This window comes from Pseudomonas izuensis (assembly GCF_009861505.1).
Classification (GTDB): Bacteria; Pseudomonadota; Gammaproteobacteria; order Pseudomonadales; family Pseudomonadaceae; genus Aquipseudomonas; species Aquipseudomonas izuensis.
The window spans coordinates 49,542-62,369 of sequence record NZ_WTFT01000017.1 but is presented as its reverse complement, the minus strand read 5'-3'; the positions used below and the strand labels follow the sequence as shown (position 1 = coordinate 62,369).

Sequence of the window (12,828 nt, the reverse complement as noted above, 5' to 3'; positions counted from 1 at the left end):
AGCTTTGCTCCTACAGGGGTTGGCGCCTTACTGTTGTTGGACGGAAATCACCGGCGCGGGCGTCGGTGAAACGAACACCTTGGCATGCATCTGCTCAGCACCACCACCGCGACGCATGCCGCGCACCGGACAGGCATCCAGATAATCCAGGCCCACCGCCAGTTTCAAGTGGCGCTCGGGCCGGGCCAGTTCGTTGGTCACGTCGAAGCTGTACCAGGCATCATCGAGCCAGGCTTCGGCCCAGGCGTGGCTGGCCAGGTGTTCGCTGTTTTCACTGTACAGATAACCGGACACGTACCTCGCCGGGATACCCAGGCTGCGGGCGCAGGCGAGAAAGGCATGGGTGTGGTCCTGGCACACCCCCGAACGCCCGGCGAAAGCCTTGGCGGCGCTGGTGTCCACTTCGGTGGCGCCCGGCGTATAGGTCATGTGCTGGTTCAGGCCATGCATCAGGTCGATCAGCGCGGTGCGGTCCCGCCGCTGCTTGCACGCCTGCTGCGCGAACGCACGCAACGCCGCATCCGCTTCAGTCAGGCGGGTGAAACGCAGGAACGGCAACGCCGACTGGCTCTCGTGCTCGGCTTCGCGCAGCTCGTCGATGTCGACCTGACCACGGGCACCGATGATGATCGCCTCGTGGGGCTCGTCCAGGGTCAGCACATGCAGGATATTGCCGAATGGATCGAGTTGCGCACGCACCGGGCGCGGCAGGTCGAGCTGCCAGCTGAGCACATGCTGGCGTTCGCTGTCGTGAGGGGTCAGTCGCAAATACTGGATGCTCGCCCGCACCTGATCTTCGTAGTGATAGGTGGTCTCGTGGCTAATGGAAAGTCTCATGCAGCCTCCAGGTAGGAACTGTGAATCGCGTTGCCCAGCTGGCGCACCAGCGGGATGAACTCGGTCAGCCAGGCGTGCAGGCCTTCATCGAGAATTTCGCTGATGCCGGTGTAACGCAGGCGCGCGTCCATTTCTGCCGCCAAGCGTTGCGCCGGTCGGCCATTGGCCCCCGGCAACTGAGCGAGAATCTGGTCGATTTCCTCGGTACAGGCGCGCAACGAACGCGGCACATCCGCCCGCAGCAACAGCAACTCGGCCACATGCCGGGCGCCGGGGGCGTCACGGTAGATTTCGGTGTATGCCTCGAACGACGACAGCGCCCGCAGCAAGGCACTCCACTGGTAATAGGCGTGGGCCGTGCCGTCGCTGACCGCTTCAGCCTGATCACCGGCCATTTCGTAGCGGGCATCGAGCAGGCGCAGGGTGTTGTCGGCGCGCTCGATGAAGGTCCCCAGGCGGATGAAGCGGAACGCATCGTTACGCATGATGGTGCCGTAGGACGCACCCCTGAACAGGTGGGAACGCTCCTTGATCCATTCGCAGAAACGGCTCATGCCGTAGCGACTCAGGCCCTGCTCCGCGATCCCGCGAATTTCCAGCCAGGTCGCGTTGATGTTTTCCCACATGTCGGCGGTGATTCGCCCACGCACCGCATGGGCACTGGCCCGCGCCGCGCCGAGGCAGCTGTAGATACTCGCCGGGTTGGCCGCATCCAGGGCGAAAAAATGCAGCAGCCGTTCGGCATGCAGTTCGCCATGGCGTTCGAGGTAATCGTCCAGGGTGCCGGTAATCAACAGTGGCATGGCCAATTCGTGCAGACCGTTGCCACGGCCATCCTGTGGCATCAGCGACAGCGAATAACTGATGTCGAGCATCCGTGCGAGGTTTTCCGCCCGCTCCAGGTAACGCGACATCCAATACAAATCCGAGGCAGTTCTACTTAACATGACAGGCTTCCTTCAATCCTCGACCACCCAGGTATCCTTGGTTCCGCCGCCCTGGGAGGAGTTCACCACCAGGGAGCCTTCGCGTAGCGCGACACGGGTCAAGCCGCCAGGCACGACCCGGGTTTCACGGCCGGACAATACAAACGGACGCAGGTCGATATGGCGCGGCGCGATGCCGTTTTCGACAAAGGTCGGACAGGTCGACAGCGACAACGTCGGTTGCGCGATGTAGGCATGGGGCTTGGCGATGATCCGCGCCCGGAAGGCTTCGATTTCCGCTGCGGTTGCGGCTGGCCCCACCAGCATTCCGTAACCGCCGGAGCCCTGGGTTTCCTTGACCACCAGCTCCGGCAGATGGGCCAATACGTGGGAAAGCTCGGAGGGATTACGACACTGCCAGGTCGGCACGTTCTTCAGAATCGGCTCTTCGTCCAGATAGAAACGGATCATGTCCGTGACGAACGGGTACACCGACTTGTCGTCCGCCACTCCCGTGCCGATGGCATTGGCCAGCACCACATTGCCGGAGCGGTAGGACGACAGCAGGCCCGGCACGCCGAGCATCGACTCCGGGTTGAACGCCAGCGGATCGAGGAACGCATCGTCGAGACGGCGGTAGATCACGTCGACGGCTTTTGGCCCGTCGGTGGTGCGCATGTAGACCTTGTCGTCACGCACAAAAAGGTCCGCGCCTTCCACCAGCTCCACGCCCATCTCCCGCGCCAGAAAAGCATGTTCGAAGAACGCACTGTTGAACCGTCCCGGCGTCAGCACCACCACGCTCGGGTTGTCGATGGGACTTGAGCTTTTCAGGGTATCGAGCAGCAGGTTCGGATAGTGATCGATGGGCGCGATGCGTTGCGCCGCGAATAGCTCGGGGAACAGGCGCATCATCATCTTGCGGTCTTCAAGCATGTAGCTGACGCCGCTGGGCGTGCGCAGGTTGTCTTCGAGCACGTAGTAGGTGCCGTCGCCGTCGCGTACCAGATCGACGCCGGAGATGTGCGAGTAGATGTCGCGGTGCAGATCCAGCCCTTGCATCGCCAACTGGTACTGCTCGTTGGCCAGCACCTGCTCGGCCGGAATGATGCCGGCCTTGATGATCCGCTGCTCGTGGTAGAGGTCGGCGAGAAACATGTTCAACGCCTTGACCCGCTGGATGCAGCCGCGCTCGACCACCCGCCATTCGCTGGCGGGGATGCTGCGCGGAATGGTGTCGAAGGGAATCAGGCGTTCTGTCCCCTGCTCATCACCGTAGAGCGTGAATGTAATCCCGGCACGATGAAATAACAGATCGGCCTCGCGTCGCCGTTGTGCCAGAAGCTCGTCAGGCGTCTCGGCCAGCCAACGGGCAAACTCCCGATAATGCGGACGGACCTGGCCGCCGGCATCGTACATCTCATCAAAATAGGTGCGGATCATGCCGTACTCCTTGTCACCCGGACACCCAGGCCTTCGCAAGGCCCGTGCCATCGGCATAAACGCTTTGATATCAATCGGTTGGATAATCAATACGCAGACACCGCACCAATCCTGTGCGGCAAATGCCCAACCTGATCGCCCCCCGCTTCATTGCAAGGCAATGTTGTTGCCTATCACGAGCATAGCCCGTAGGAGCCGGCTTGCTGGCGAAGGCGGTGTATCAGGCGCTGCATTGTTGACTGGACGGCCTTCTTCGCTGGCAAGCCAGCTCCTACAGGTCCGTGTTCGATTTCACATTTGCTTAAACGAAAACGGCCAACCCGAAGGTCAGCCGCTACTGATACTTGTCACTGTTCATAGGGTTATGCGAGTCGCCCTCGTACCTCCTGCTTGACTCCCCAGCCTTCAATGATGCCGCCCAACGGCTCGACCACCGCTTCGAAACCCTGCTCGAAATCGCCGATATCGTCGTAAGTGGCGTACATCACCTTGCTGAGCTCCAGCGCCCATGCGCCGTCGTCGCGCACACTGATCTGCGCATTCAGGGATTCTCCTCGATGAAAATGACCTGCCGCCCTGCGTGCCCGCTCCTCGTCCGGGAAAATGGCGTAGAACTCGATGGGATGGAACCGTGAAAAGTCGAAACCGCCTTCTTTCATGCGGCGCAGCACGCTGCTGCTGATGTCTTCTTGATAGGCTGTGCTCATGAAACGTCCTCCTCAAACCGATGGATAGACTTTCCGTACTCCCTGCGCGCGCAACCATGGCCGCGCGCGTTTCGGCAACCGAAGTGCCGGCGGGAAACAAGCATGTAGCTGACAAGACCAGACCTTAGCGATCCATTCGCTGATCTCGATTGCAGAGTAGCCTCAGGACAGAGGCGCTGCCAAGGCCTGGTTGAGAATGTGACAGGAGTTGTTCAGATTGGCGTGATGCCGAGGATTTGAATGCTGTTCTGGGTCTTGAGGTTTTTGACGCTCGCGTCAGTGGTTCGACCTTCCAGATCGTTCAGATCCAGCTTGGCGGCGACAGGAAGGAGCCGTTCCTTGATGAGTTTGGCGGCCTGCTCATGACTTGGGCATTCCTCGCACTCGAAGACTTCGTCGATTGTTTCACCGTGATCATCCACGAAGGTGACTTTCCACTTTGACATCGGAGCCTCCTCAATCAAAACCCGTAAATGGGCTTACACCTATCTCGACTTTAGCTTGAATTGATCGTTCCAATCGGTTGCTGTGCGTTGGCATAAAAACACACATGCATACATTCAGTCGTTGCTTGGCTTGCCCACCGCCTGCAGTACGTACTGTGGCAAGGCAAACGCGCCGATGTGTATCTCTGGATTGTAGTAGCGCGTGACGATGCCGCTGCCAGCGAAGCGCTGTTGCAGGGTTTCACGAGTCAACTTGCGATAAGCGGTATTGGTCGAGCCCCAGGCGAAGGTCATCGAGCCGCCGATGTAGGTCGGCACCGCGGCCTGGTAGAAGTGCCAGTCCGGGAACAGGCTGCGCAGGCGACCGGCAGTGGTTTTGACTTCTTCGATCTGCATGAACGGCGTGCCGTTCTGGGTCACCAGGATGCCGCCTTCGTTCAGGCAACGATGGCAGGCCTGGTAGAAATTTTCCGAGAACAGTACTTCACCCGGCCCTATCGGGTCGGTGGAGTCGGAAATGATCACGTCGAACTTTTCGGTGGTGGTGGCGACGAAGCGCATGCCGTCGTCGATCACCAGGTTCAGACGCGGGTCGTCATAGGCGCCTTTGGAGTGGTTCGGCAGGAACGCCTTGCACATGTCGACCACGGTGCCATCGATCTCGACCATGGTGATATGTTCGACGCTGCGGTGCTTGGCCACTTCACGCAGCATGCCGCCGTCGCCACCGCCGATGATCAATACGCGCTTGGCGGTGCCGTGCGCGAGGATCGGCACATGGGTGAGCATTTCGTGGTAGATGAACTCGTCGGCTTCGGTGGTCTGGATCACGCCGTCCAGCGCCATGACCCGGCCCATGCGCGGGTTTTCGAAAATCACCAGGTGCTGGTGCTCGGTGCGCACTTCGTGCAGCAGTTTGTCCATGCGAAAACGCTGGCCGTAGCCTTCGTAGAGGGTTTCCAGGTAGTCGCTGGTTGGGGTGGTGCTCATGGGAAGTGCTCCGATGAATGCGGGTGGCAACGGACGGTTACCCGCCCATGATGGCCAATCGAGTGCCTCGATTGCCCGGGAAAGGCGCGCATTCTACGTTGCGGAAGATGACAGGTCGAACCTTCTGATTCACACCGTCCTGTGGGAGAAAACCTGTGGGAGCAAAGCTTGCTCGCGATCAGGGCAATGCGGTCTTACAGGCAGACCGTGGCGATCCCATCGCGAGCAAGCATTGCTCCCACAGGATTGGCGTCAGATCCTGACATTGCCCCGTGGCCCGGCGATGGCCCAGATGATCAGGCCCAAAACCGGCAGCAGCACAATCAACAGCACCCAGAGAATTTTCATCCCGGTTTCCGCGCCGCTTTTCAGCACATTGATGATGGCCCAGATGTCCAGGGCAAGAATGATCAGCCCGACCAGGCTGTTGAAGGTGGAACCCATGGTGACGCTCCCGAAGAGTGGTATGCCCCTTAGGATAGCCGGCCGTGGCGAGGGTTCCGTTTTATTGACAGCTTTGCCGCCTCAGACGTGGATGGCCACTTTCAAGGCTTCCAGGGCGGGCGCGGCGGCGATGCCGACCTCTGCGCACAACTCGAGCACCCGTGGTACGTCGTTGCCGAAGACCAGAACCACTTGCAGTTCGTCGTCGAGCAATTGGCTGAAGTTCATCAGCACATAGCCGCCGTTTTCCTTGTTCAGGCTGCTCATTTGCACCTGAATGCGATTGAGCGCGGTCAACGCCTCGGTCTTGGCCAGTTGCTTGGACTTGAGGTTGAACTCGACGCCCGGGCCGAACGAGGCGACGATTTGGGCGAACAGGTCCATGTAGGTGTCAGCCTGGAACAACACCGTCTCGGGGAGGCTGCCGACGACGACCCACTCGCCCAGCGGGATCGGGAAGGTGTCGTCGTAATTGATGTCCGGATTGGCTGCCAGAAAGCCCTGTGGGTCCGCGTAGGCCTGGGCCGCTTCGTCAGCGACCTTGAGGATTTCGTCTTCGCCCATGCACCCGGAGCTGATTTTGCTGATGAGTTCGACGAGTGCGGCTTTCATGGGGCGGATCCTGTAGCGAGGGATATTTGAGGGCGCGAAGAATACCGCATTAAGCCCTGCTTTTGCTTCCGTAGGAGCAAAGCTTGCTCGCGATGGCGGTGTATCTCTCACACCGATGGTGGATGTGATGGCGTCATCGCGGGCAAGCCTTGCTCCTACAGGTTTGGGGGTTAGCCCAGCAGTTTCTCCAGCTGCGCAACGGTATCGGTGGCACCCATGGTCTTGGCCGCATCCAGCGCCGTAATGCCATTGGCGTCCTTGGCTTTCGGGTCGGCGCCTTTGCTGATCAGGTAGTCAACGATGGCGACACGGTTGAACATCGCCGCCATCATCAACGCAGTACGCCCGTCGAACGACGAACCCTCAACCTGCGCGCCCCCTTCAACCAACGCCGTGACAACCGCCAGGTCGCCCTTGAAAGCAGCCCCCGCGATCGGACTCTGGCCGTTATCGTTGCGGATTTCCGGATCGGCCTTGTGTTCGAGCAGGACTTTCACCGTGTCCACATGCCCGTGGTACGCGGCCAGCATCAGCAGCGTGTCGCCCTTGTGATTGCGCAAGTTCGGCGGCAGCCCTTTGGTCAGCAGAGCAGCCATCATGGCCGCGTCGCCCTCCCTTGCCTTGTTGAATACCTGCTCGGCAAACTCGGCAGCTTCTTCGGGGGTCATCTGGCGGCTTTTGTCTGACATCGAGTACTCCACATTCAGTTATTCGCAAAGCCGACAGTTTCCCGAGCAGTCCCGACACTGTCACTTCTTTTTTCTGATGCGCAGCTATAGCCACATTCAATAACGATACAGGCCACCCTGAATGTCGCTCAGCATCTGCTGGGTGACCTGCACGTAAGTGTCGGTTCCGGGCAACCACGCATAGATCGGGTCATCGCCGGTTCGAGCGGGGTCGAAAGCTTCATCCTTGAGCCGGGTCTTCTGGTATTTGAAGGTGGCGGTGGTTTCCATTTTCACCTTCACCCGCAGAAACAACGGCACCGCATAGGCCGGCATTTGCTGCCGGGCAAACGCCAGCAATTCACTGAAGTCCAGGGTCGCCAGGGATTCGGCGGGCGTGATCGCCGCCATGCCGGCCCGGCCGTTGGTGTTGCGGATTTCCACACCGTAGGCCACAGCCTCGGAAATATGCGGATGTTTCAGGAGGATGTTCTCGACTTCGGTAGTCGAAACGTTTTCACCCTTCCAGCGATAGGTGTCGCCCAGGCGATCGACAAACTGCGCATGGCCAAAACCGATATCGCGCAACAGGTCGCCGGTGTTGAAGTAACAGTCGCCCTTCACGAACACGTCGTGAAGCACGACCTTCTCGGTTTTCTGCGGATCGGTGTAGCCATCCAGCGGCGCCTTGTCGTCGATTTTTGCCAGCAACAACCCCTGCTCGCCTTTGCCGACCTTGCGCATGAAGCCATTGGCGGCACGGGTCGGCTTGCCACTGTCATGGTCGTAAGCCGCCAACGCCCAGGACATCAAGGAAAAACCGACGGTGTTATCAAAATTCAGAATGTTGGTGAAACCGATATTGCCGTCACTGGCCGCATAGAGTTCGCAGATGTGGCTCACGCCAAAACGCGTCTTGAACTCGCGCCACGCGTCGGGCCGCAGGCCGTTGCCGATCATCTTGATCACGCCATGCCTGCTGTCGTCGGCACTGGGCGGTTGATCGACCAGATAACGACACAATTCGCCCACATAACCAATAGTGGTCGCGCGGTACTTGCGCACATCGTTCCAGAACTGGCTGGCACTGAACCTGCGGCGGATGGCAAACCCCGAGGCACCGCTGATGGCCGAACCCCAACACACGCACAGGCCGGTGGCGTGGTACAGCGGCAAGGTGCAATAGACGACGTCCGCGGGGCGCATATCCAGCGCGACCCTCCCGAAGCTGACGAAGCTGCGCATCCAGCGACCGTGCTTGAACACCCCGGCCTTGGGCAACCCGGTGGTGCCAGAGGTGTAGATATAGAAACACGGGTCGTCGAAGAAAACCTGCTGGCTGGTGGCGGGGTTGTCGCTGTCGGCGTCGACGCTGGCGGTCATCAGGTTGATGAAGCCTTCGGGGGCAATACCGGGATGGTTGTAGGTGTTTTGATCAGCAACAAACCAGGTACGCGCGGCTTCGATCGATACCCGCTCACGCACCGCCAGAAACGTCGGGACCAGCTCTTCGCCGACTACAATCGCTACCGGTGCCACCAGATTCACGCTATGGACCAGGGTATCGCCGGTCTGCGAGGTATTGAGCAAGGCACTGATCGCGCCGACCTTGGTCACCGCCAATATCGTCACCAACAGTTCCGGGCGGTTCTCGATGAACACGGCGACCACGTCGCCCTTGCCGATACCCTGTTCGATCAGGTGATGGGCGATGCGATTGGCCCATCGGTTGACCTGTGCATAAGTCAATGACACTTCGCCGTACAGCAAGGCCGGGCCATCAGGATTGCGCAGGGTTGCCTGTTCGAAACTCCAGCCCAGGCCACACGGTTGGGTCGGATCCTTGACGTTGGCGACCTTCATGCCCTTGACCACCCGTGGCAGGGCTTTGGCAATGGAAGGCAGCTTGCGGAGCATCATGCTCCAGGTAATCGTGTCGCTTGAGGTGCGGCTCATGGTTGCTCCCGTTCGATCTTCTTATTGTCGGGCGGCGCTGTTTGATGCCCGAAAATACGTCAACGGTTCTTGAGCTGTACACGCGGTTTTTGAAATGTTTTGTATCCGCCACAGGGTGTTGGAAATCGAGAGCGCCGGCACACAAAATGGTTCCATCGAATCGCCGACGACCACGCAAAATGCAGGATGCACGATGGCCATTCTTGCAAATTGCACGAAACCGAAAATTCACAAAAATCCTAACCAACTGTTTTTAAAGAATTTTTCTAGAAACAAGATACTGGCACAATCACTGCAACGCTCTGTGCACGCTTGCCATCAAGTAATCACGGAGCTGATAGACATGAGCCTGATCCAGGAAAAGTTTTCATCCTTGTTCTCCAACTTCGAAGTCACCACCCAGGCACGACCTGACGGCGGGATTCTGCTGACCCTGAGCGCCGAAGGAAAAGTCTTCAAACGCTCGATTTCCTATCAGCAATTGCACAATGGCGATCAATTGTCGTGGGTCATCAGCGCGATTCGCCGCGACCTTGCCGAACAGGCCAGCGAGCTGCCGCAGATTTCCATGCTGCAAAGCCAGCAACGGTTTGCTTTGCCGACTTATCACTCAGCATAAACAAGCCCTTGCAGGAGCATGCCTGTGGGAGCAATGCTTGCTCGCGATGGCGATGGTTCTGTCACATCGATGGTGAATGTGATGGCGTCATCGCGAGCAAGCTTTGCTCCCACAGGGGTCCATCCCACAAGGACCCACAGAGGTAGGTGTGTTTAGAAGGTGGCGGGGTTTATGAGGGCGAAGCTGTCCACAGTGACATGCCCCGCCAATTCCCCACCCTCACGGGCCAATCCACACGTGGCCATCCCCGCGGCGCGAGCAGCGTCCAATTCTTCGACGATGTCCGACAGGAACAGAATCTGCGACGCCTCGATCTCAATCGCCCGGGTGATGTTGGCGTAGGACTGCGCTTCGCGCTTGGGCCCGGAGGTGGTGTCGAAATAGCCGCTGAACAGCGGCGTCAGGTCCCCCGCTTCCGAGCAACCGAAGATCAGGCGCTGGGCCTGGATCGAGCCTGAGGAATAAACAAACAGTTGATAGCCGGTCTGGTGCCAGCGTTGCAGTGCCTCGACGGCGTCCGGGTACACATGGCCCTTGAGTTGTCCCGCCTGATACCCCTGCTCCCAGACCATCCCCTGCAACGCCTTGAGCGGCGTGGCCTTGCGGTCTTCGGCAATCCAGCCCAGCAGGATTTCGATAACCCGCTCGACGTCGGCGTTCGGCTCGTGGCTGTCCCGGCGCACGGCGTCCAATTGTTCGGCCACATCGAAGCGCGTGGCGTTTTGGCTCACGAACGCTGGCAGATGTTTCGCTGCATAGGGAAACAGCACGTCGAACACAAAACTCACCGCGCTGGTGGTGCCTTCGATGTCGGTGAGAATCGCTTTGATCGGCATCGATTCAGTCCTCAAGACGCGGGAATTGGCTGGCGATGTCTTCGCCGGTGAAATTGGCCACCCAGCCTTCCGGGTTATTGAACAGGCGAATCGCCACGAAATGCGGGTGCTCGCCCATATCGAACCAGTGTTTAGTACCGGCCGGCACCGAAATCAGGTCGTTTTTCTCGCAGAGCACGGCATAGACGTAATCGTCGATGTGCAGGGTGAACAAGCCACGTCCGGCGACGAAAAAGCGTACTTCGTCTTCGCCATGGCGGTGTTCTTCGAGGAACTTGGCGCGCAATTCGGCTTTTTGCGGGTGATCGCTGTTCAAGCTGACCACATCGACCGTGATGTAGCCGTGCTCGGTCATCAGCTTGTCGATTTGCACCTGGTAGGCAGCGATCACTTCGTCCTGGCTTGCGCCGGGCTGGATCTTCGCGGCGGCTTGCCAACGGTCGAAGCGCACGCCCTGTTCGGCCAGGGTCGAGGCGATGTCTTCGAAATGGGTCAGCACCTTGTTGGGAATGTCGGGGCTGGAGACGTGATAAACGGACAGGCTGCTCATCAGGGCAACTCCTTAACGGTTAAGGAGCGAGCGGGTCTTCAGCTCGCACTCAAACAAAAATTCAAAGGCTTCGATCTGCCGTAGCGCATCGCTCATCCGCGCGCCCCAGGTGTAGAGGCCGTGGCCACGAATCAGGTATCCGACGCAATCGGGATGGGCGTCCAGCCAAGGCTGCACCTTGGCGGCCAGCCGCGCAATGTCCTGATCGTTGTCGAAAATCGGCACCCGCACCCGGGACTCGTGGGTCGTCACGCCGCTGAAGGCTTTTTGCAGTTCGTAGTCCTCGAACTCGATGAAGTCTTGCGGCGTCAGGCGCGACAGCACCGTGGCGTTCACCGAATGGGTGTGCAGCACGGCGCCGATCTCCGGGCGCCAGCTGTAGAGCTGCGTGTGCAGCAGGGTTTCGGCGGACGGTTTCTTGCCCGGCTCCAGGCTGTTACCGGCGAGGTCGGTGGCAAGTACATCGTCAAGGCCCAACTGGCCCTTGTGCTTGCCCGACACCGTCAGCAAGGCTTCAGTCGGCGACAGTCGGGTCGAATAATTGCTGCTGGTGGCCGGCGACCAGCCGCGGCCATACAGAAAACGCCCGGCGTCGATGATTTCCTGGGCGAGGTGTTCACGGGTAAGGCTCATGGCCTGTCCTCTTGCATGCGTGTGGCAATGATAACGGCAGCCGCGAGGGCTGCGAGACTGGCAATACTAAAGGTCCATGCCGCGCCGAGGGCATTCCAGCTGTAGCCGGAATACAACGCGCCCAGTGCACCGCCAGTACCGGCCAGTGCGGCGTACAACGCCTGGCCCTGCCCTTGCTGGCGCGCACCGAAACTACGTTGCACGAAGGAAATGGCAGCGGCGTGAAAGCTGCCGAACGTCGCTGCGTGCAGCACCTGGGCAAACAACAACACCCAGAGAAACTCGGCCAGCGAACCGAGCAGCAACCAACGCAACGCCGCCAGCAGGAAACTCGCCAGCAGCACCCGACGCAACGAGAAGCGCGCGAGGATCTTGCTCATGGCCATGAACATCAACACTTCGGCGACCACGCCGACGGCCCAGAGCATGCCGATCACCCCGCGGCTGTAGCCCAATCGCTCAAGGTGCAGGGTCAGGAAGGTGTAATACGGCCCATGGCTCATCTGCATCAATGCCACGCAAGCGTAAAAAGCCAGCACGCCGGGGCTGCGCAATTGGCCGAGGAAGCCCTCACCCGCCAATCGTTCGCCCTGGACCGGCTGCGCGTTCGGCACCCACAGGCTGCTCAGTACGATCCCGGCCATGATCAGTACCAGCGCCGCCGGATAAATATCCAGGCTCAACCATTCGAACAGGCGCCCAAGCGCGACCACGGTGATGATGAAACCGATGGAACCCCACAAGCGGATCTGGCTGTAGCGTGAGGTCTGCCCCTGCAAATGCGCCAGGGTGATGACCTCGAACTGCGGCAGCACCGCGTGCCAGAAGAACGCATGCAGGGCCATGACCATCGCCAGCCAGGCGTAGGTCTTGCTGACGAAAATCAGCGAGAAGGTCAGCAGTGTGCAGACGGCGCCGAAGCGCACGATGGCCAGGCGTCGACCGGTGTAATCACCGAGCCAGCCCCAGATGTTCGGCGCCACGCAACGCATCAGCATCGGAATCGCCACCAGTTCGCCGATGCGCGCGGCGGAAAACCCCAGATGATCGAAGTACAGCGCCAGAAACGGCGCTGTCGAACCGAGCAAGGCGAAATAGAAAAGGTAGAAACTGGAAAGCCGCCAGTACGGGAGCGCCGCAGCCATCAGACTGCGGCGCTAT

15 protein-coding genes are annotated in these 12,828 nt (G+C 59.7%); 1 reads left to right on the top strand and 14 read right to left on the bottom strand.

All coding sequences use genetic code 11. The annotated features are described in order from the left end of the window. Nucleotides 1-27 precede the first annotated feature (27 nt). From GPL81_RS16790 to GPL81_RS16745, 10 genes are all read right to left on the bottom strand, one after another. On the bottom strand, nt 28-837 hold the full coding sequence (locus GPL81_RS16790; protein WP_160107642.1) for a transglutaminase family protein: 810 nt from the start codon (nt 835-837) through the stop codon (nt 28-30). Beyond that, nucleotides 834-1,784, bottom strand: a complete 951-nt coding sequence (locus GPL81_RS16785) for an alpha-E domain-containing protein (protein ID WP_008061804.1) — start codon at nt 1,782-1,784, stop codon at nt 834-836. Before GPL81_RS16785 ends, GPL81_RS16790 begins: the two co-directional genes overlap by 4 nt. A 12-nt stretch (nt 1,785-1,796) precedes the next feature. Beyond that, a complete protein-coding gene (locus tag GPL81_RS16780) occupies nt 1,797-3,206 on the bottom strand; it encodes a circularly permuted type 2 ATP-grasp protein (protein ID WP_160107641.1) in 1,410 nt (469 codons plus the stop codon). Nucleotides 3,207-3,568: 362 nt separating this feature from the next. Beyond that, entirely contained in the window at nt 3,569-3,913 is a 345-nt protein-coding gene (locus GPL81_RS16775) for a ribonuclease E inhibitor RraB (RefSeq protein ID WP_053157306.1), read from the bottom strand. Nucleotides 3,914-4,125: 212 nt separating this feature from the next. After that, a complete protein-coding gene (locus GPL81_RS16770) occupies nt 4,126-4,359 on the bottom strand; it encodes a hypothetical protein (protein WP_160107640.1) in 234 nt (77 codons plus the stop codon). Nucleotides 4,360-4,473: 114 nt separating this feature from the next. After that, a complete protein-coding gene (gene speE, locus GPL81_RS16765) occupies nt 4,474-5,349 on the bottom strand; it encodes a polyamine aminopropyltransferase (RefSeq protein ID WP_160107639.1) in 876 nt (291 codons plus the stop codon). A gap of 252 nt (nt 5,350-5,601) precedes the next feature. Next, nucleotides 5,602-5,793, bottom strand: a complete 192-nt coding sequence (locus GPL81_RS16760) for a PLDc N-terminal domain-containing protein (RefSeq protein ID WP_077044645.1) — start codon at nt 5,791-5,793, stop codon at nt 5,602-5,604. 81 nt (nt 5,794-5,874) lie between these two features. Then, nucleotides 5,875-6,405 (bottom strand): hypothetical protein, encoded by a 531-nt coding sequence (locus tag GPL81_RS16755; protein WP_096509729.1) that lies wholly within the window; start codon nt 6,403-6,405, stop codon nt 5,875-5,877. A gap of 170 nt (nt 6,406-6,575) precedes the next feature. Further along, on the bottom strand, nt 6,576-7,094 hold the full coding sequence (locus tag GPL81_RS16750; RefSeq protein ID WP_095196809.1) for an ankyrin repeat domain-containing protein: 519 nt from the start codon (nt 7,092-7,094) through the stop codon (nt 6,576-6,578). 96 nt (nt 7,095-7,190) lie between these two features. Next, nucleotides 7,191-9,029: a long-chain-acyl-CoA synthetase gene (locus GPL81_RS16745; RefSeq protein WP_160107638.1), complete on the bottom strand. Its 1,839-nt coding sequence runs from the start codon at nt 9,027-9,029 to the stop codon at nt 7,191-7,193. A gap of 343 nt (nt 9,030-9,372) precedes the next feature. On the opposite strand from GPL81_RS16745, the gene GPL81_RS16740 reads away from it, so the two are divergent. Next, entirely contained in the window at nt 9,373-9,648 is a 276-nt protein-coding gene (locus GPL81_RS16740; protein ID WP_095196811.1) for a DUF3509 domain-containing protein, read from the top strand. Nucleotides 9,649-9,800: 152 nt separating this feature from the next. On the opposite strand, the gene mtnC is transcribed toward GPL81_RS16740, so the two are convergent. From mtnC to GPL81_RS16720, 4 genes are read right to left on the bottom strand one after another with little or no spacing between them, the layout of a single operon-like run. Continuing rightward, complete coding sequence (gene mtnC / locus GPL81_RS16735; protein ID WP_160107637.1) at nt 9,801-10,484, bottom strand: acireductone synthase; 684 nt, start codon at nt 10,482-10,484, stop codon at nt 9,801-9,803. 4 nt (nt 10,485-10,488) lie between these two features. Then, a complete protein-coding gene (locus GPL81_RS16730; protein ID WP_160107636.1) occupies nt 10,489-11,034 on the bottom strand; it encodes a 1,2-dihydroxy-3-keto-5-methylthiopentene dioxygenase in 546 nt (181 codons plus the stop codon). Nucleotides 11,035-11,046: 12 nt separating this feature from the next. Next, the gene (locus GPL81_RS16725; protein ID WP_160107635.1) at nt 11,047-11,667 is read right to left on the bottom strand and encodes a methylthioribulose 1-phosphate dehydratase; all 621 of its coding nucleotides are present in this window, start codon (nt 11,665-11,667) and stop codon (nt 11,047-11,049) included. After that, on the bottom strand, nt 11,664-12,812 hold the full coding sequence (locus GPL81_RS16720) for an MFS transporter (protein ID WP_160107634.1): 1,149 nt from the start codon (nt 12,810-12,812) through the stop codon (nt 11,664-11,666). The genes GPL81_RS16725 and GPL81_RS16720 overlap by 4 nt, the downstream gene beginning before the upstream one ends. Nucleotides 12,813-12,828 lie beyond the last annotated feature (16 nt).

What these genes read in the sequence shown, in the direction of transcription:
- GPL81_RS16790 (WP_160107642.1), bottom strand. Translation starts at nt 837, where the DNA reads ATGAGACTTTCCATTAGCCACGAGACCACCTATCACTACGAAGATCAG.
- GPL81_RS16785 (WP_008061804.1), bottom strand. Translation starts at nt 1,784, where the DNA reads ATGTTAAGTAGAACTGCCTCGGATTTGTATTGGATGTCGCGTTACCTG.
- GPL81_RS16780 (WP_160107641.1), bottom strand. Translation starts at nt 3,206, where the DNA reads ATGATCCGCACCTATTTTGATGAGATGTACGATGCCGGCGGCCAGGTC.
- GPL81_RS16775 (WP_053157306.1), bottom strand. Translation starts at nt 3,913, where the DNA reads ATGAGCACAGCCTATCAAGAAGACATCAGCAGCAGCGTGCTGCGCCGC.
- GPL81_RS16770 (WP_160107640.1), bottom strand. Translation starts at nt 4,359, where the DNA reads ATGTCAAAGTGGAAAGTCACCTTCGTGGATGATCACGGTGAAACAATC.
- speE (WP_160107639.1), bottom strand. Translation starts at nt 5,349, where the DNA reads ATGAGCACCACCCCAACCAGCGACTACCTGGAAACCCTCTACGAAGGC.
- GPL81_RS16760 (WP_077044645.1), bottom strand. Translation starts at nt 5,793, where the DNA reads ATGGGTTCCACCTTCAACAGCCTGGTCGGGCTGATCATTCTTGCCCTG.
- GPL81_RS16755 (WP_096509729.1), bottom strand. Translation starts at nt 6,405, where the DNA reads ATGAAAGCCGCACTCGTCGAACTCATCAGCAAAATCAGCTCCGGGTGC.
- GPL81_RS16750 (WP_095196809.1), bottom strand. Translation starts at nt 7,094, where the DNA reads ATGTCAGACAAAAGCCGCCAGATGACCCCCGAAGAAGCTGCCGAGTTT.
- GPL81_RS16745 (WP_160107638.1), bottom strand. Translation starts at nt 9,029, where the DNA reads ATGAGCCGCACCTCAAGCGACACGATTACCTGGAGCATGATGCTCCGC.
- GPL81_RS16740 (WP_095196811.1), top strand. Translation starts at nt 9,373, where the DNA reads ATGAGCCTGATCCAGGAAAAGTTTTCATCCTTGTTCTCCAACTTCGAA.
- mtnC (WP_160107637.1), bottom strand. Translation starts at nt 10,484, where the DNA reads ATGCCGATCAAAGCGATTCTCACCGACATCGAAGGCACCACCAGCGCG.
- GPL81_RS16730 (WP_160107636.1), bottom strand. Translation starts at nt 11,034, where the DNA reads ATGAGCAGCCTGTCCGTTTATCACGTCTCCAGCCCCGACATTCCCAAC.
- GPL81_RS16725 (WP_160107635.1), bottom strand. Translation starts at nt 11,667, where the DNA reads ATGAGCCTTACCCGTGAACACCTCGCCCAGGAAATCATCGACGCCGGG.
- GPL81_RS16720 (WP_160107634.1), bottom strand. Translation starts at nt 12,812, where the DNA reads ATGGCTGCGGCGCTCCCGTACTGGCGGCTTTCCAGTTTCTACCTTTTC.